This window comes from Streptomyces sp. NPDC014764, assembly GCF_043082785.1.
GTDB classification, from domain to species: Bacteria; Actinomycetota; Actinomycetes; order Streptomycetales; family Streptomycetaceae; genus Streptomyces; species Streptomyces althioticus.
Map to the genome: position 1 here is coordinate 1 of NZ_JBIBXY010000002.1, position 16,025 is coordinate 16,025.

The following is a 16,025-nucleotide window of genomic DNA, read 5'->3' on the forward strand; positions in this document are numbered from 1 at the left end:
CTGTCGACGAACGCGGAGAAGGTGTCGGCGTTCGGGATCGACACGGCGAACATGTTCGAGTTCTGGGACTGGGTCGGCGGGCGGTACTCCTACGACTCGGCGATCGGGCTGTCGCTGATGATCGCGATCGGCCCGGACCGGTTCCGGGAGATGCTGGACGGTTTCCGGATCGTCGACGACCACTTCCGCACCGCCCCGCCGGAGGCCAACGCGCCGCTGCTCATGGGCCTGCTGGGGATCTGGTACAACAACTTCCACGACGCCCAGTCGCACGCGGTGCTGCCGTACTCGCACTACCTGTCGAAGTTCACCGCCTACCTCCAGCAGCTCGACATGGAGTCCAACGGCAAGTCGGTGGACCGCCGGGGCAGGCCCGTGAGCTGGCAGACCGGTCCCGTGGTGTGGGGCACCCCCGGCACCAACGGGCAGCACGCCTACTACCAGTTGATCCACCAGGGCACCAAGCTCATCCCCGCCGACCTGATCGGCTTCGTCCGCCCGGTCGCCGAGCTGAGCGAGGGACTGAAGGCGCAGCACGACCTGCTGATGGCCAACCTCCTCGCACAGGGACAGGCGCTGGCCTTCGGCAAGACGCCGGACGAGGTGCGCGCCGAGGGCGTGCCCGAGGAACTGGTCCCGCACAAGACCTTCCAGGGCAACCACCCCACCACGACGATCCTGGCCACCGGGCTGACCCCGTCGGTGCTGGGCCAGCTGGTCGCCCTCTACGAGCACAAGGTGTTCGTACAGGGCGCGGTCTGGAACATCGACTCCTTCGACCAGTGGGGCGTCGAACTCGGCAAGGTGCTCGCCAAGCGCGTCGAGCCCGCCCTCACCGAGGGCGCCGACGTCCCCGGCCTCGACCCGTCCACGGCCGCGCTGGTGGCCGCCTACCGCGAACGCAGGAAGTGAACTGACATGCAGATCGGTCTTGTTGGTCTCGGCAAGATGGGCGGCAACATGCGCGAGCGGTTGCGCCGCGCGGGCCACACCGTCATCGGCTTCGACACCAATCCCGCGGTGTCCGACGTGCCGCACCTGTCCGACCTGGTCGACCAGCTCGAGGGGCCGCGCGCGGTGTGGGTGATGGTCCCCGCGGGCGGCCCCACCCAGGAGGTCATCGACCGGCTGGCGAGCCTCCTCAAGCACGACGACGTCGTGGTGGACGGCGGCAACTCCCGCTGGACCGACGACGAGAAGCACGCCAAGGAACTGGCCGCCCGGGGCATCGGCTTCGTCGACGCGGGCGTCTCCGGCGGCGTCTGGGGGCTGGAGCACGGCTACGCCCTGATGGTCGGCGGCGAGGCGGAGTACGTGGAGCGGCTCAAGCCGGTCTTCGACGCCCTCAAGCCGGACGGCCCGTACGGCTACGTCCACGCGGGCAAGGTCGGCGCCGGGCACTTCGCGAAGATGGTCCACAACGGCATCGAGTACGCCATGATGCAGGCCTACGCCGAGGGCTGGGAGCTGCTGGAGAAGGTCGAATCGGTGGACAACGTGCGGGAGGTTTTCCGCTCCTGGCAGGACGGCACCGTCATCCGGTCCTGGCTGCTGGACCTCGCGGTGAACGCCCTCGACGACGACGAGCACCTGAGGAAGCTGCGCGGTTACGCCGAGGACTCGGGCGAGGGCCGCTGGACGGTGGAGGCGGCCATCGACAACGCCGTGCCGCTGCCCGCGATCACCGCGTCGCTGTTCGCCCGGTTCGCCTCCCGGCAGGAGGACTCACCGCAGATGAAGATGGTCGCGGCGCTGCGCAACCAGTTCGGCGGCCACGCCGTCGAGACGAAGAAGGCGTAGGCACGGTGGGGGATTTGTACCTCGCGCGGCACGGGGAGACGGAATGGAGCAGGTCGGGCCGTCACACGGGCGGCACCGACCTGCCGCTGACGCCCGCCGGCGAGGCGCAGGCCAGGTCCCTGGCCCCGCTGCTGGCGGGCCACGCCTTCGCCCTGACGCTCACCAGCCCGCTGGCCCGTGCCCGCCGCACCGCCGAGCTGGCGGGCCTGGCCGGCGCCGGACCGGAGCCGGACCTGCGCGAGTGGGACTACGGGGCGTACGAGGGCGTCACCACCGCGGACATCCACACCACCCGGCCGGACTGGGACCTGTGGGCCGACGGGGTGCCGCCGGGCGAGGAGTTCCCCGGTGAGTCCCCGGAGCAGGTGGGCGCACGCGCCGACCGCGTGCTGGCCCGGATAGCGGGGGCGCTGGAGGAAGGGGACGTGATGCTGGTGGCCCACGGCCACCTGCTGCGGGTCCTCACGGCGCGCCGTCTGGGTCTGCCTCCCTCCCACGGGCGTCTCTTCCGGCTGGAGACGGGCACGCTGAGCCGGCTGTCCCTGGAGCACGACCTCCCGGTGATCGCGGAGTGGAACACCCGGCCGCCCGCGCCGGCCCGGGGCTGACCGGCCTTCTCCTCGCTTCCGGTGCGCCCCGTCGGCTTTCCCGGCCGGCGGGGCGCGCCATTCGCGGCCGCTGAGGTGTGTGCGGGGCACTCAGCGGCGTCCCCGGTCCCGCGCGGTCCCGAGGTGTGTCCCAGGTGTGCCCGCACCCCGGCCCCACGGGACGCGGCCCTCGCCGTTCGGGGGTGTCAGCTTCCCCGGCTCCCTCGGCCCCGTACGCCCTCCCCGCCCCGGAGGCACGTCCGCGGCTTCCCCGGCTTCCCTCGGCCCCAGGCGCCCCTCCCCGTCCCGGAGACGTGCCCGCGGCGCGGAAGCGCCTCCCGCCTCCCCGCACGGCACGCCCTCGCCTCTGCGGAAGCGTGTCCGCGGCACCTCGACAGCCACCCTGCCCCGCGAGACGCGGCCCTCGCCGTTCCTCACTCGTGTCGGGGGCGCGTCAGCGGCCGATCAGGAATGGAGAAGCACCGGCGGGCGTCGTCGGCCTAGGCTGTCGGTGGCGCGCGACGCCCGAGGGCGGGGGACGCCGTATGGGCCGGCCGGGACGCGGCCGTGGGCGCGCCGCCACGGACCGGCCGGACGCGCCCTGCCGACGGCCGGACCGAGCCGGGGAACGCCGGCGGGGACCGCGAAGGCGGACCCGCCCGACGGATGGAGAACCACGACCATGGTCACGAGCACGGACCCGCAGCAGCCGGGCGGACACGTCGCCGACAGCCACGACCTGATCCGCGTGCACGGGGCGCGCGAGAACAACCTCAAGGACGTCAGCGTCGAGCTGCCCAAGCGCCGCCTGACCGTGTTCACCGGCGTGTCCGGCTCGGGCAAGAGCTCGCTGGTCTTCGACACCGTCGCCGCCGAGTCGCAGCGCCTGATCAACGAGACCTACAGCGCCTTCCTCCAGGGGTTCATGCCGACGCTGGCCCGTCCCGAGGTGGACGTGCTGGAGGGACTGACCACGGCGATCACCGTCGACCAGCAGCGGATGGGCTCCGACCCGCGCTCCACGGTCGGCACCGCCACCGACGCCAACGCCATGCTGCGCATCCTCTTCAGCCGCCTCGGCAAGCCCTACTTCGGCCCGCCCGGCGCGTTCTCCTTCAACGTGGCCTCGGTGACGGCGAGCGGCGGCTTCACCGTCGACCGCGGCGGCGACAAGACGAAGACCGAGAAGGTGACGTTCTCCCGCACCGGCGGCATGTGCACCCGCTGCGAGGGCCGCGGCACCGTCACCGACATCGACCTCACCCAGCTCTACGACGACTCCAAGTCGCTCAGCGAGGACCCGTTCACCATCCCCACCTACACCGGCGGCGGCTGGGTGGTGCGGGTCATCGCCGAGTCGGGCTTCTTCGACCCGGACAAGCCGATCCGCGAGTACACCAAGAAGGAACGCCACGACTTCCTGTACCGCGAGCCCACCAAGGTCAAGGTCGGCGGCGCCAACCTCACCTACGAAGGGCTGATCCCCAAGCTGCAGAAGTCGATGCTCAGCAAGGACCGGGAGTCGATGCAGCCGCACATCCGGGCCTTCGTGGACCGGGCGGTCACCTTCACCACCTGCCCCGAGTGCGACGGCACCCGGCTCACCGAGGGCGCCCGCTCCTCGAAGATCCAGGGCATCAGCATCGCCGACGCCTGCGCCATGGAGATCAGGGACCTCGCCGTGTGGGCGCGGGGTGTGGACGAGCCGTCCGTGGCGCCGCTGCTCACGGCGCTGCAGCACACCCTCGACTCGTTCGTGGAGATCGGCCTCGGCTACCTCTCCCTGGACCGGCCGTCCGGCACGCTGTCCGGGGGCGAGGCGCAGCGGGTCAAGATGATCCGGCACCTCGGCTCCTCCCTCACCGACGTCACCTACGTCTTCGACGAGCCGACCACCGGGCTGCATCCGCACGACATCCAGCGGATGAACAACCTGCTGCTGCGGCTGCGCGACAAGGGCAACACCGTGCTCGTGGTCGAGCACAAGCCGGAAGCCATCGCGATCGCCGACCACGTCGTCGACCTCGGACCCGGCGCCGGCACCGAGGGCGGCACGGTCTGCTTCGAGGGCACCGTCGAGGGGCTGCGGGCCAGCGGCACGATCACCGGCCGCCACCTCGACGACCGCGCCTCGGTCAAGGACACCGTCCGCAAGCCCACCGGCGCCCTGGAGATCCGCGGAGCCTCGGCGAACAACCTGCAGAACGTCGACGTCGACATCCCGCTCGGCGTGCTCACCGTCGTCACCGGTGTGGCCGGCTCCGGGAAGAGCTCCCTGCTGCACGGCTCGATCCCGGCCGGCCAGGACGTGGTCTCGGTGGACCAGGCCCCCATCCGCGGCTCCCGGCGCAGCAACCCGGCGACCTACACCGGGCTGCTGGAGCCGATCCGCAAGGCGTTCGCCAAGGCCAACGGCGTCAAACCGGCGCTCTTCAGCGCCAACTCCGAGGGCGCCTGCCCCACCTGCAACGGCGCCGGGGTCGTCTTCACCGACCTGGGGATGATGGCCGGTGTCTCCACCACCTGCGAGGACTGCGGCGGCAAGCGGTTCGACGGGGCGGTGCTCGAGTACCGCTTCGGCGGGCGCGACATCAGCGAGGTGCTCGGGATGTCGGTGACCGAGGCGGAGGAGTTCTTCCGCGAGGGCGAGGCGCGGCTGCCGGCCGCCCACAAGATCGTGCAGCGGATGGCGGACGTCGGGCTCGGCTACCTCACCCTCGGCCAGCCGCTCACCACCCTGTCCGGCGGTGAACGGCAGCGGCTGAAGCTCGCCACGCACATGGGCGACAAGGGCGGCGTGTACGTGCTGGACGAGCCGACCACCGGTCTGCACCTCGCCGACGTCGAGCAGCTGCTCGGGCTGCTGGACCGGCTGGTCGACTCCGGCAAGTCGGTGATCGTCATCGAGCACCACCAGGCCGTCATGGCCCACGCCGACTGGATCATCGACCTGGGCCCGGGCGCCGGCCACGACGGCGGGCGGATCGTCTTCGAGGGCACCCCGGCCGAGCTGGTCGCCGCCCGCTCCACCCTGACCGGCGAGCACCTCGCGCAGTACGTGGGCGCCTGACCGCGGACCGGGTGCGCCGGGGCTCTCGGTCTAGGCCCCGGTGCCCCGGCGCGGAACGCCGTACGCCCGGTCGACGTGCAGGCGCAGCACCAGCCGGCGGTCGCGGACCATCGCCGCCCGGTACTCCTCCCAGTCCTCGTGCTCGCCGTTGATGTCCCGGTAGAGCCGGATCAGCTCCTCCACGGTCTCGTCGTACGGCTGCCCGGCGACCGGCGTCAGCTCTGCGGTGCCCTCCGCCACCGTGTACGCCCAGCGGTCCGGGGTGGTGACGTGGTAGGACGCGCGGTGGTCGCGCCGCAGGTTGCGGGTCTTCGCCCTGTCGTCGGTGAGGGAGACGCGGACGACCCGCTCGTCGGGGTAGTAGGCGTGCATGACGTTGGACAGCTGGGGCCGTCCGTCGCGCTTGATCGTGACGAGCACTCCGCCGTGCCCCTCGGAGAGCAGCGCGAGCAGTGCGTTCTGTTCTGCGTCCTGGGTCATGCTTCGATCAACGGCCCGCGCCGGGCCGGCGTTCCCCGGAGGTGTGCGATGGCGGTGCTGCGGCAGGAGGTCGGCCCCGGCGAGGCGGGGCTGGACCCGGACGCGCTGGAACGGCTCGACCGCGAGCTGGCCCGCCGGGTCGACGACGGGGAGATGCCCGGATTCCTGGTGGCCGTCGCCCGCGCCGGACGTGTCGCGCATCTGACGGCGTACGGGGCGCGGGACCTGGCGGCCGGTCTGCCCGTGGAGAGCGACACCCTGTGGCGGATCTACTCCATGACCAAGCCGGTGACCACCGTGGGCGCGCTGATGCTGGTGGAGGACGGGCTGCTGTCCCTGGACGACGAGGTGGGCCGTCACCTCCCGGCGTTCGCGGAGCCCCGCGTGTACCTGGACGGCTCGGGCGACCAGGTGCGGACGCGTCCGGCGGCCGGCCCGCTGCTGGTACGGCATCTGATGACGCACACCGCGGGGCTGACGTTCGCCTTCTACCACGCCCATCCGGTCGACGCGCTGTACCGCGCGGCCGGGCTGGACTCGTCGGTGGCGCCGGGCACGGACCTCGCCGGGACGACGGACGTGTACGCGAGCCTGCCGCTCCAGTTCGACCCGGGCACACGCTGGAACTACTCGGTCGCCACCAACGTGCTCGGCCGGATCGTCGAGGTCGTCTCGGGGCGCCCTCTCGACGTCTACCTCGCCGAGCGCGTGTTCCGGCCGCTCGGCATGGAGGACGCCGGGTTCGAGGTGACCGACGCGCAGGCGGGGCGACTGGCCGAGTTGTACGGCGAGACGGACGACGGGGGCATCGAACCGATCGACGGACTGCCGCTGCGGGGCCGCCCCCGCTTCCTGTCCGGCAGCGGCGGCATGGTCGCCTCCGCGCACGACATGCACCGCTTCATGGAACTGCTCCGCCGGCGCGGCGAACTCGACGGCACCCGGCTGCTCCGCCCGGAAACGGTCGCCATGATGACCCGCAACCACCTCCCAGGCGGTGCCGATCTGCGCACCGTCGGCGTCCCCCCGCACGACGACCCCGGCAACGAGGGCGTCGGGTTCGGCCTCGGCGTCTCCGTGGTCGTCGACCCGTCGCGCACCCGCGAGCCGTCCGGCCCCGGCGCCTACGGCTGGAGCGGGGTGGCCACCACCACGTTCTGGGTCGACCCCGGCCGCGACCTGACCGTGCAGTTCTACACGCAGGTGCGGCCCAGGTCCTCCCACACCGTCTACCGCGACCTCAAACGGCTGGTGCACGAGGCACTGACCGACTGACCTCCGCACGGCGACGGCTCCCCCGCCCGCAGACGTCAGGACAGGTGCCCCACCGCGTCCAGGTGCGGGAGGTGGTGGTCGAGCCGCTCCCGCTTGGTGCGCAGGTAGGTGATGTTGCTCTCGCACGGCTCGATCAGCAGCGGCACCTGCTCGTCGACCTCGACGCCGTGCCGGACCAACGCCTCGCGCTTGCGCGGGTTGTTGGACATCAGCCGTACCGACCGCACGCCCAGGTCCTTCAGCATCCCGGCGGCCACGGCGTAGTCGCGGGCGTCGACCGGCAGCCCGAGCGCCAGGTTCGCCTCCACGGTGTCCAGGCCCTCCGCCTGCAGCGCCATCGCGCGCAGCTTGGCGAGCAGGCCGATACCGCGGCCCTCGTGGCCCCTCAAGTAGACGACGACGCCCGCCCCTTCGGCCACGACCGCGCGCAGCGCAGCCGCCAGCTGGTCGCCGCACTCGCAGTGCTGGGAGCCGAAGGCGTCACCGGTGAGGCATTCCGAGTGCAGCCGGGTCAGGACCCGGTCCGCGCCCAGGTCGCCGTGGACGAGCGCCACTTGTTCGTCACCGCGGTCGTGGTCCAGGTAACCGATCGCCTGGAACTTGCCGTACACGGTGGGCAGCGGCGCATTCACGACGCGTTCCACACCGGTCCGCCGCTGAGGCTGCTTGCCGAGTACGCCTATTTTTTCTGTCATGATTCTCGAGTTCCTAAGCAGAGACGAAAGGCCGTGACGGATATGGGTGGTTCACACGAGCGGTCGGCGGCATACGGCCCGGTGCACGGTCTGTTGCCGGCGGATACTACAGAGGATGTACGGACGCGGGGAGCCGGCGTCTCACGTCAGATCGCGGTACTTCCGGTCGGAAGTCATGAACAGCACGGTCCCTTCCTGCCGCTGGCGACGGACACCCTGGTCGCCTGCGCGATCGCACGGGCGGTCGCCAGCTCCTACCCCGTGCACCTCCTTCCTCCGGTGACCATCTCCTGCTCGCACGAGCACGCGGCCTGGCCGGGCACGGTGTCCATCTCCGCCGTGACCCTGCACGCCGTGGTGCGGGACATCGCCGACTCGCTGCGCCGCTCGGGCGTCGACACGCTCGTGCTGGTCAACGGGCACGGCGGCAACTACGTGCTGGGCAACGTCGTCCAGGAGGCGTCCGCGCGCGGTGAGCGGATGGCGCTCTTCCCCGCCCCTGAGGACTGGGAGGCGGCGCGGGAACACGCCGGGGTCGTCACGTCGCTGCTGACGGACATGCACGCGGGCGAAATCGAGACGTCCATTCTTCTGCACACTTCTCCCGAGGTTCTCCGTCCCGGTTACGAGACGTCCGACCACGTTTCGGACGACCGGCGTCATCTGCTCACCACCGGAATGTCCGCCTATACGGATTCCGGCGTCATCGGCCGGCCTTCGCTGGGCACCGCGGAAAAGGGAAGGGAACTTCTCGCGAGCCTGGCGGATTCCTTCGGCGCGTATTTCTCGCTTCTGACCTCCGACAGCTGAGCGGGAATCCGGACGACCGGGACGGATGTGCTGGGGGCGAGCGGGCGGGGGTGCGCTTCTTCCAGGGGGCGCGCCTCCTCCGCGAGTTGCTCAGGGTCCGCCGCACGGCGGTCCCGGGTGGTGGCGTACCACCGGGCGACCAGCACCACCGCTCCCGGCAGGCTGGCCGCCAGGCTGAGCACCCCGTACACCACGGCGACCGTCAGCCCCCTGCCCGCGCCGAGCCCCGCCGCTCCGAACGCCCAGGCGGCGACGCCCTCCCGTGGCCCCCAGCCGCCCACGTTCAGCGGCAGGCTCATCGCCAGCAGGGCCAGCAGGGCCAGCGGCAACAGCTCCGTCACCGACGCGCCTGCCCCGGCGACGTCCGCGGCGAGGACGAACATGGCCACGTACCCGGCGAGCACGATGACGGACGACACCACGACGCCCGGCGCGGTGGTCCGCGAGCACAGCGTCTGCCGTGCCTCACCGAGCATCCCCCGCACCGCGCCGGGCTTCCGCCCGGACGGCGCCCGGTTCATCCGCAGGGCCAGCACCACCGCGCAGGCACCCACCAGCCCGAGCCCGGCCAGCGGGGCGGCCGCCCGCATCTGGTCGCGGACCGGGGACGGCATGGTCAGCAGGACCGCTCCCCCGGCGGCGAACAGCGCGAGCTGCCCGGCCGTCCGCTCCAGCACCACCGCCCGCACGCCCCGCCCGAGGTCGCCGGCGTCCTGTCCGTGCCGCACGGCCCGGTGCACGTCGCCGAGGACACCGCCGGGCAGCGCCGCGTTGAGGAACAGGGCACGGTAGTAGTCCGCGACGGCCGCGCCGAACGGCAGTCGGATGCCGACGCCGCGGGCCACCAGCGCCCAGCGCCAGGCGCTGAACACCGTGGTCACCAGCCCGATGCCGAGGGCGGCGGCCAGCGTGGCCGCGTCGACGCGCCGCACCCCGTCCACGAAGGCGCCGGTGCCGAGCCTCCAGAACAGCACGGCGAGGATGACGACACCGGCGAGCGTGCCGAGGCGGGTGCGCACGGCGGGACTGCCCAGCCGCCCGAGCACACGGCGGACACCGCCCCCGGCGGCCGGCGGTCCCGCCGGGGACGCCTCCGCCTCGGCCGTCTCCCCCGTGTGCGAGCTCATGCGCCGCCGTCCACCGGGCGGCACAGGGCGAGCAGGTCGGTGTGGTGCACGACCACCCGCAGCCTCCCCACCTCGCAGGCTTCGAGCCGCTCGGTCAGATAGGCGCCGGCGCGCTCTGCCAGCTCCGGGCGCTCCTCCACCGCCGCGCCGACCCAGCCGCGCAGCCACTGCTCGGTGAGCGCGGCCTCCTCCGGACCGAGCCGCCACGGACTGGGGTTGAGCCGTACGGTCGCGCCGTGCTCGGTGAACGCCTCGGCGGCGGCCGTGACCGCGTCCGGGCCGAGGAGGCCATCGCGGCGCTGATGGGCGTTGAACGCCTCGGTGATCTCCGCGTCCAGCGGGTGCGGCTCCGTCAGCTCCACACGCCCGGCCACCGACAGGGTGAGCAGGGCGGGGCAGCCGGCTCCCGCGCAGGCGGCGGCAAGCACGCCGATCTCCTCGCGGGTGAGGACGTCGAGCAGGGCGGACGCCGTCACCAGGGAGGCACCGGCCAGCGCGTCCGGGGTGAGCCGGGCGACGTCGCCGCGCCGGGTCTCGACGGTGACGTGACTGCCGTCGGCGGCGGAGCGCGGGGAGGCGACGGCGGCGAAGTGCAGGAGATAGGGGTCGCGGTCGTGCAGCACCCAGTGCTGGGTGCCGTCCAGACGGGGCGCCAGCCAGCGGCCCATGGAGCCGGTGCCGCAGCCGATGTCGTGCACGACGAGACCGCCGCCGGCCCGCCCGGGCATGTTGGCGAGCCGGATCCGCAGCGGGTCGAGCAGGTCGTAGGAGCGGGCGGCGGCGTCGGCCGGTTCGCGCAGCTGGAGCCACTCGGGCGCGTAGCGGGGCGGCTCGTCCTCGCCGGTGTCACGCAGTCGCACGGTGGCCCGCTCGCCGGGGCGGGGCCCGGCGGGTCCGGCGCCGGGGATGACCGACGCGGCGTCCGTGGATCCGGTGGCTGTCATGTCGCCCCCTGGGGTCGCGGGCGCCGTGTCGGTGACGTCCCGGGGTCCGGGCTGGGCCGGGATCGCGGCGGCGGGCTGGGTGGTGGTCGGTCGGGTCATGCCGCCCTCCCGGACGCGGTGGGGAGCCGGCGCAGGACTCCCGCGAGGCTCTGTGCGGTGCCGGCCCACCCGCCGAGCGCGGCCCGCCGGCCGCGGGCGGCCGCCTTCAGCCGTCGCCGTACGTCGGCCTCGCGGAACCAGCCGCGCAGTTCGGCGGCGATCGCGGCCGGGTTCTCCGGCGGCACGAGGATGCCGGGCACCCCGCCGTCGGGCGCGCGGCCGACGGCCTCGGGCAGTCCGCCGACATCGGTCGCCAGCACCGGGATGCCGCGCGCCAGCGCCTCGGTGACGGCCATGCCGTAGGTCTCGGCGTAGGAGGTGAGGACCATCAGGTCGGCGGCGGCGTACGCCGCGTCGAGGTCGGCGCCGGACTTCGGTCCGGTCAGCTGCAGCCGGTCCTCCAGGCCGTGTTCGCGGACGAGGCCGCGCAGGTGGGCGACGTACCCGGGGTCGTGTCCGAGGCCGCCGACCAGGGAGCAGGTCCACGGCAGGTCGGTCACCGTCGCCAGCGCCTCCACCAGCCGGTGCTGGCCCTTGCGCGGGGTGACCGCGGCGACGCACACCAGGTGCGAGACGCCGTCGGTGCCCGGGGCGAGGGGCGCGATGTCGGCGCCGGGGGCGGCGACATGGACCCGTTCGGGGGCGAGCCCGTGGTGGGAGACGAGCCGGCGCACCGCCCACTCACTGGTGGCGACGACGGCGGGGACCGCGCGCAGCACCTCCCGCTCGCGGGCGTCCAGTTCGGCGGCGACGGTCGCGTCCAGGCCGGTCTCGTCGCCGAGCGGCAGGTGGACGAGCACCACCATGTGCAGTCGCCCCTCCTCCGCCTCGGGCACGATGACCTCGGGCACCCCGCAGGCGACCAGCCCGTCGAGCAGGACGACCGCGCCGTCGGGCAGCTCGCGCAGGGTGCGGGCGAGTTCCCCGCGGGCGTCCGCGTCGGGGCGGGGCCAGTCACCGGCGACCGGATGCCGGTGCGCCTGCCAGCCGAAGCCGGGCAGGTCCAGGCACACGCGCCGGTCGTAGGCGTTGCCGCCGCTCGGGGCGGACCGGTCGTCGACCCCTCCCGGCATCACGAAGTGCACGGAGCGCAGGGACATGGGAATGATCCCGCCGTTCCTCCGGAAGGACGCCTGCACGGGCACGTAGTCCAGGCGACCGGTACCGCCGCGGCCTGCCGTCCTGGCGGTGGTGTCGAGCGTCCTGTCGGTCGTCGTCCCGGTCATGTCGATGGTCGTGTCGGTCACAGCCCACGCTCGTAACTCGCCCAGGCGATGTGCGACTCGTGCAGGGTGACGGCGATCCGCGCGATGCCCTTGGCGCCCTCTCCGAGCGCGCCCTTGTGGATGCGCTCGGCGAGCCGGTCGGCGATGACCTTGGCCAGGTACTCGGTGGACGTGTTCACCCCGGCGAAATCGGGCTCGTTGTCGAGGTTGCGGTAGTTCAGCTCTCCCACGACGGCCCCGAGTTCCTGCGTGGCCAGGCCGATGTCGACGACGATGTTGTCCTCGTCCAGCTGTTCGCGCCGGAAGGTGGCGTCCACGAGGAACGTGGCCCCGTGCAGGCGCTGGGCCGGTCCGAAGACCTCGCCGTGGAAGCTGTGGGCGATCATGATGTGATCGCGGACGGTGATGCTGAACAACGGACGACCCTCCAGGTGCGGCGCGTCTGTTCCCCGCCGGTCTGGGAGGCGGGGATGTCGAGTAGTACGGCTGGCTTCCTTCCCGCGTTCAGCGTCTGCCGTGTCTTTTCTCAGGTCAGGCGTGTGCGTCCGTGCCGGGGTCGTCGTAGCGCACCCGGTGGCACAGGGCGGGGATGTCTCCGGAGGCGAGGCGGGGCATGACTGCGGGCAGTTCCTCGAAGGGCGACTCGCCGGTGACGAGGGCGTCCAGGGCCGGGTCTGCGAGCAGCTCGAGGGCGAGTGCGAGACGGTCCCCGTAACCGAGGTGAGCGCGGGCCGGGGAGACGGTGCCGACCTGACTGCCGCGGACGGTGAGCCGACGGGAATGGAACGCCTCACCCAGCGGCACGCCCACCTTCCGGTCGCCGTACCAGCTGAGCTCGACGACCGTGCCCTCGGGCCGCAGGAGCTCCAGCGCCCGGGCGAGCCCCTGTTCGCTTGCGCTGGCGTGGACCACGAGGTCGCAGTCCGCGTCGGCGTCCGCGGGCAGGGCGAAACCCACGCCCAGGGCCTCGGCGGTCCTGGCCCGTGCCGGGTCGGCGTCGACGAGCTGGACGCGCACGCCGGGGAAACGGGCCAGCAGTGCGGCCACCGAGCAGCCGACCATCCCGCCCCCGACCACGGCGATCCGGTCTCCGACCAGAGGCGCCGCGTCCCACAGGGCGTTGACGGCGGTCTCCACCGTGCCGGCGAGCACCGCCCTCCCGGCCGGCACCGACTCGGGCACCGGCGTCACGGCCGCTGCAGGCACCACGTACCGCGTCTGGTGCGGGTACAGGCAGAACACCGTCCGTCCGGTGAGCGACTCGGGCCCCTCCTCCACCACGCCGACGCTCAGGTAGCCGTATTTCACCGGACCCGGGAAGTCGCCCTCCTGGAACGGCGCCCGCATCACGGTGTGCTGGCTCTCCGGCACCCCGCCGCGGAACACGAGCGTCTCCGTGCCCCGGCTGACCCCCGAGTACAGGGCGCGCACCACGACCTCGTCCGGGCCCGGCTCCGGCAGGCCCACCTCGCGGATCTCCCCCCGGCCAGGTGAGTCGAGCCAGAACGCACGTGCGGCGCGGTTCATCGAAGTCCTCCTGAACGATCGGGATCCTGCGCGCGTACGGAGTGGTGCACAGGCCGCGCACAAGGTAGCGGCGTTGATCGACTCTGTCACACGGCCGGAGGGTGTTCGGTGGCCCTGAACAACACGTACGACGCGAGGCTCGTCCAGCAGGAGACCGCTGTGGGGGCGGGCGTGCAGATCCTGCTGCTGGCCCTGATCGGTACCGCGATCGGCATGGGCCCCGCGGGCTGGGTCACGGGCCTCGTGTTCGCGATCGCCACCTGGGCGGTGCTGTCCCGGGCCCTGCACCGGGCGGGGTCGCGCACCTTCGGTCCGGCGAACCGCGTCACCCTCGGCCGGGCCACCCTCGTCGGCGGGGTGACCGCTCTGGTCGCGGACTCGTTCCAGGATTCACCTCCCGTCTCCCTGTTCGTCGGCCTGACCTCCGTGGCTCTCATCCTCGACGGCGTCGACGGCAAGGTCGCCCGCAGGACCGGCACCTCCACCGCGCTGGGCGCCCGCTTCGACATGGAGGTCGACGCGTTCCTGATCCTGGTGCTCAGCGTGTACGTGTCGATGGCGATGGGCCCGTGGGTGCTGCTGACCGGCGCCATGCGCTACGTGTTCGTCGCCGCCGCCCGGGTGTGGCCGTGGCTGACCGCGCCGCTCCCGCCCAGCACGGCCCGCAAGACGGTCGCGGCGCTCCAGGGCGTGCTGCTGCTGGTGGCGGCCTCCGCACTCCTTCCCCACCCGGTGAACGTCGGGGTCGTGGCGCTGGCCCTCGGCCTGCTGGTGTGGTCGTTCGGCCGGGACGTGCTGTGGCTGTTCCGCACGCACCGGGCGACGCAGGCGGTTCCGGTGGCGGTCGAGCGCAGGGCGCGGCGCGAACTCGTCGCGAGCTGACGTCCACTGACGCTCGCCGCCCCCTTCCACCGCCGGCACCCCGCTACTCGATCCCCGTGGCGTCCAGCAGCCGCACCAGTTCCTTCCGCCCGTATCCGAGCCGTCTCGACCGGTGGGCGGCGGTGAGCACCAGGTGTGCCACGGTCTCGGCCGCGCCCCCTCTTGCGGCGTCGGTGTCGGGCCACTCCCCCGGTCCGCCGTCCGGTCTCACGGCGTTCATCACCACCCCGTACACGCGGCGGATCTCCGCGACCGTGCCGGCGACGGCGTCCAGCAGTGTCCTGCCCGGACGCTGGCACTCCAGGGCGAAGCAGCCGCGGTCGACCGGCACGCATCCCTCGGGCGGCCCCGCCCGCAGTCCCGCATACCGCTCCTCTCCGAAGCCGCAGCCCTCCTCGTCCTCCTCGTCCTCCTCGTGCACCAGCAGGAAGCGGTGGTGTCCCGGCGGGAGCGGGGGCGGCGGGGGCGTGTACTCCCATCCCGCGTCCTCGTAGAGCTGCCGCTTCACCTCCTCCTCGTCGGCGTGCGTCACGGTGAAACCGTTGCTGTCGTTGCGTCCGGTGACCGTGCCGTCCCCGTTCCGCAGGAATTGCAGGCTCATGTCGTCTCCCCCGTCGTCGGTGCCTCGCCGGTCCTTCACGGGAGCGGTGGCCGCCCCCGTCACCCCGTCGAACGGCCCGCACGACCGCCGCGTGCCCGCTTCGGGCGTTATCACCGGATCGCGTGAAAAGACCGGAGGCGGGAACTCCCCTGGCCGTCCGGGGACTTCCCCGCCCGCTCCGACCTGCGGTTGTTACGCTCCCCGGGTGAGGATTCCGGGACCAGAAGAGATCCGTGCGCTGCACGAGAAGCACGCGCCGACGGCCGAGGCGTTCGCCTCCGTCCACCGCCACTGCGAGCTCGTCTGGAGTGTGGCCGAGCAACTGCTGGCGTCACCGCGCCTCGCCCGTCTCGACGCCGAACTGGTCCGGGCCGGCTGCCTGCTGCACGACATCGGCGTCTACCGCCTGTACGGCGAGGACGGACGGCTGGACCACGAGAACTACATCCGGCACGGCCTGCTCGGCCAGGAGCTCCTGGAGAGCGAGGGCCACTCCGCCACCCTCAGCCGTTTCTGCTCGCACCACACCGGCGTAGGACTGACCCGGCAGGACGTCGTACGCCAGAACCTCCCCGTCCCGCCCGCCGACTATCTGGCGGAGACGCCCGAGGAGCGTCTGGTGATGTACGCGGACAAGTTCCACTCCAAGTCGCGCCCCGGCCGGTTCCTCACCCCCGACGCCTATGCCGCGCACGTCCGCCGCTTCGGCGATGAGAAGGTGACCGCTTTCCAGGCCCTGCGGGACGAGTTCGGGGACCCGGATCTCGCCCTCCTCACCCCTCACGTGGAACCCCTCACCCCGCACATGGAACCCCTCACCCCGCACGTGGAACCGCCGCCCGTCAGCGGCTGACGGGCGGCGGTCCGGAAGTCGCGGGCGGGCCGGCACGGAAGGGGTCGGC

At 72.7% G+C, this 16,025-nt stretch carries 14 protein-coding genes and 2 pseudogenes; 8 read left to right on the forward strand and 8 right to left on the reverse strand.

Features of this window, described 5'->3' with window-relative positions; genetic code table 11:
• The 4 genes and pseudogenes from ACF1AG_RS05145 to ACF1AG_RS05160 form a co-directional block, all read left to right on the forward strand.
• Window positions 1–912 (forward strand): annotated as a pseudogene (locus tag ACF1AG_RS05145) (glucose-6-phosphate isomerase); the annotation flags it as partial.
• Window positions 913–918: 6 nt separating this feature from the next.
• A complete protein-coding gene (gene gnd / locus ACF1AG_RS05150) occupies window positions 919–1,800 on the forward strand; it encodes a phosphogluconate dehydrogenase (NAD(+)-dependent, decarboxylating) (protein ID WP_359751597.1) in 882 nt (293 codons plus the stop codon).
• Between the two features lie 5 nt (window positions 1,801–1,805).
• Entirely contained in the window at window positions 1,806–2,408 is a 603-nt protein-coding gene (locus tag ACF1AG_RS05155) for a histidine phosphatase family protein (protein WP_387797417.1), read from the forward strand.
• Between the two features lie 661 nt (window positions 2,409–3,069).
• The gene (locus ACF1AG_RS05160; protein WP_391809331.1) at window positions 3,070–5,457 is read left to right on the forward strand and encodes an ATP-binding cassette domain-containing protein; all 2,388 of its coding nucleotides are present in this window, start codon (window positions 3,070–3,072) and stop codon (window positions 5,455–5,457) included.
• Window positions 5,458–5,487: 30 nt separating this feature from the next.
• Here ACF1AG_RS05160 and ACF1AG_RS05165 read toward each other — a convergent pair whose 3' ends face one another.
• The gene (locus ACF1AG_RS05165) at window positions 5,488–5,937 is read right to left on the reverse strand and encodes a PPOX class F420-dependent oxidoreductase (protein ID WP_391809332.1); all 450 of its coding nucleotides are present in this window, start codon (window positions 5,935–5,937) and stop codon (window positions 5,488–5,490) included.
• 48 nt (window positions 5,938–5,985) lie between these two features.
• Here ACF1AG_RS05165 and ACF1AG_RS05170 point away from each other — a divergent pair, with 48 nt between their 5' ends.
• On the forward strand, window positions 5,986–7,212 hold the full coding sequence (locus ACF1AG_RS05170; protein ID WP_391809333.1) for a serine hydrolase domain-containing protein: 1,227 nt from the start codon (window positions 5,986–5,988) through the stop codon (window positions 7,210–7,212).
• 35 nt (window positions 7,213–7,247) lie between these two features.
• Here ACF1AG_RS05170 and ribA read toward each other — a convergent pair whose 3' ends face one another.
• Window positions 7,248–7,907 carry a GTP cyclohydrolase II gene (ribA, locus tag ACF1AG_RS05175; RefSeq protein WP_048458900.1) on the reverse strand — a complete coding sequence of 220 codons (660 nt, stop codon included), beginning with the start codon at window positions 7,905–7,907 and terminating at the stop codon, window positions 7,248–7,250.
• A 42-nt stretch (window positions 7,908–7,949) separates the two neighbouring features.
• On the opposite strand from ribA, the pseudogene ACF1AG_RS05180 reads away from it, so the two are divergent.
• Window positions 7,950–8,711 (forward strand): annotated as a pseudogene (locus tag ACF1AG_RS05180) (creatininase family protein); the annotation flags it as partial.
• Here the strand turns inward: ACF1AG_RS05180 and ACF1AG_RS05185 are convergent.
• The 5 genes from ACF1AG_RS05185 to ACF1AG_RS05205 form a co-directional block, all read right to left on the reverse strand.
• A complete protein-coding gene (locus ACF1AG_RS05185) occupies window positions 8,594–9,844 on the reverse strand; it encodes a lysylphosphatidylglycerol synthase transmembrane domain-containing protein (RefSeq protein WP_391809334.1) in 1,251 nt (416 codons plus the stop codon). The pseudogene ACF1AG_RS05180 and the gene ACF1AG_RS05185 sit on opposite strands and share 118 nt — an antisense overlap.
• The gene (locus ACF1AG_RS05190; RefSeq protein WP_391809335.1) at window positions 9,841–10,887 is read right to left on the reverse strand and encodes a class I SAM-dependent methyltransferase; all 1,047 of its coding nucleotides are present in this window, start codon (window positions 10,885–10,887) and stop codon (window positions 9,841–9,843) included. The genes ACF1AG_RS05185 and ACF1AG_RS05190 overlap by 4 nt, the downstream gene beginning before the upstream one ends.
• Window positions 10,884–12,113 (reverse strand): glycosyltransferase family 4 protein, encoded by a 1,230-nt coding sequence (locus ACF1AG_RS05195; protein WP_387797537.1) that lies wholly within the window; start codon window positions 12,111–12,113, stop codon window positions 10,884–10,886. Before ACF1AG_RS05195 ends, ACF1AG_RS05190 begins: the two co-directional genes overlap by 4 nt.
• 17 nt (window positions 12,114–12,130) lie before the next feature.
• Window positions 12,131–12,529, reverse strand: a complete 399-nt coding sequence (locus tag ACF1AG_RS05200) for a 6-carboxytetrahydropterin synthase (RefSeq protein WP_359751582.1) — start codon at window positions 12,527–12,529, stop codon at window positions 12,131–12,133.
• 115 nt (window positions 12,530–12,644) lie between these two features.
• The gene (locus ACF1AG_RS05205; protein WP_387797405.1) at window positions 12,645–13,640 is read right to left on the reverse strand and encodes a zinc-binding alcohol dehydrogenase; all 996 of its coding nucleotides are present in this window, start codon (window positions 13,638–13,640) and stop codon (window positions 12,645–12,647) included.
• Between the two features lie 108 nt (window positions 13,641–13,748).
• Here ACF1AG_RS05205 and ACF1AG_RS05210 point away from each other — a divergent pair, with 108 nt between their 5' ends.
• Window positions 13,749–14,522: a CDP-alcohol phosphatidyltransferase family protein gene (locus ACF1AG_RS05210; RefSeq protein WP_359606622.1), complete on the forward strand. Its 774-nt coding sequence runs from the start codon at window positions 13,749–13,751 to the stop codon at window positions 14,520–14,522.
• A gap of 43 nt (window positions 14,523–14,565) precedes the next feature.
• Here the strand turns inward: ACF1AG_RS05210 and ACF1AG_RS05215 are convergent, their stop codons facing one another.
• On the reverse strand, window positions 14,566–15,123 hold the full coding sequence (locus ACF1AG_RS05215; protein ID WP_359606620.1) for a hypothetical protein: 558 nt from the start codon (window positions 15,121–15,123) through the stop codon (window positions 14,566–14,568).
• A 205-nt stretch (window positions 15,124–15,328) separates the two neighbouring features.
• Between ACF1AG_RS05215 and ACF1AG_RS05220 the strand changes: the two genes are divergently transcribed.
• Window positions 15,329–15,976: an HD domain-containing protein gene (locus ACF1AG_RS05220; protein WP_359751574.1), complete on the forward strand. Its 648-nt coding sequence runs from the start codon at window positions 15,329–15,331 to the stop codon at window positions 15,974–15,976.
• The last annotated feature ends 49 nt before the right edge of the window (window positions 15,977–16,025 follow it).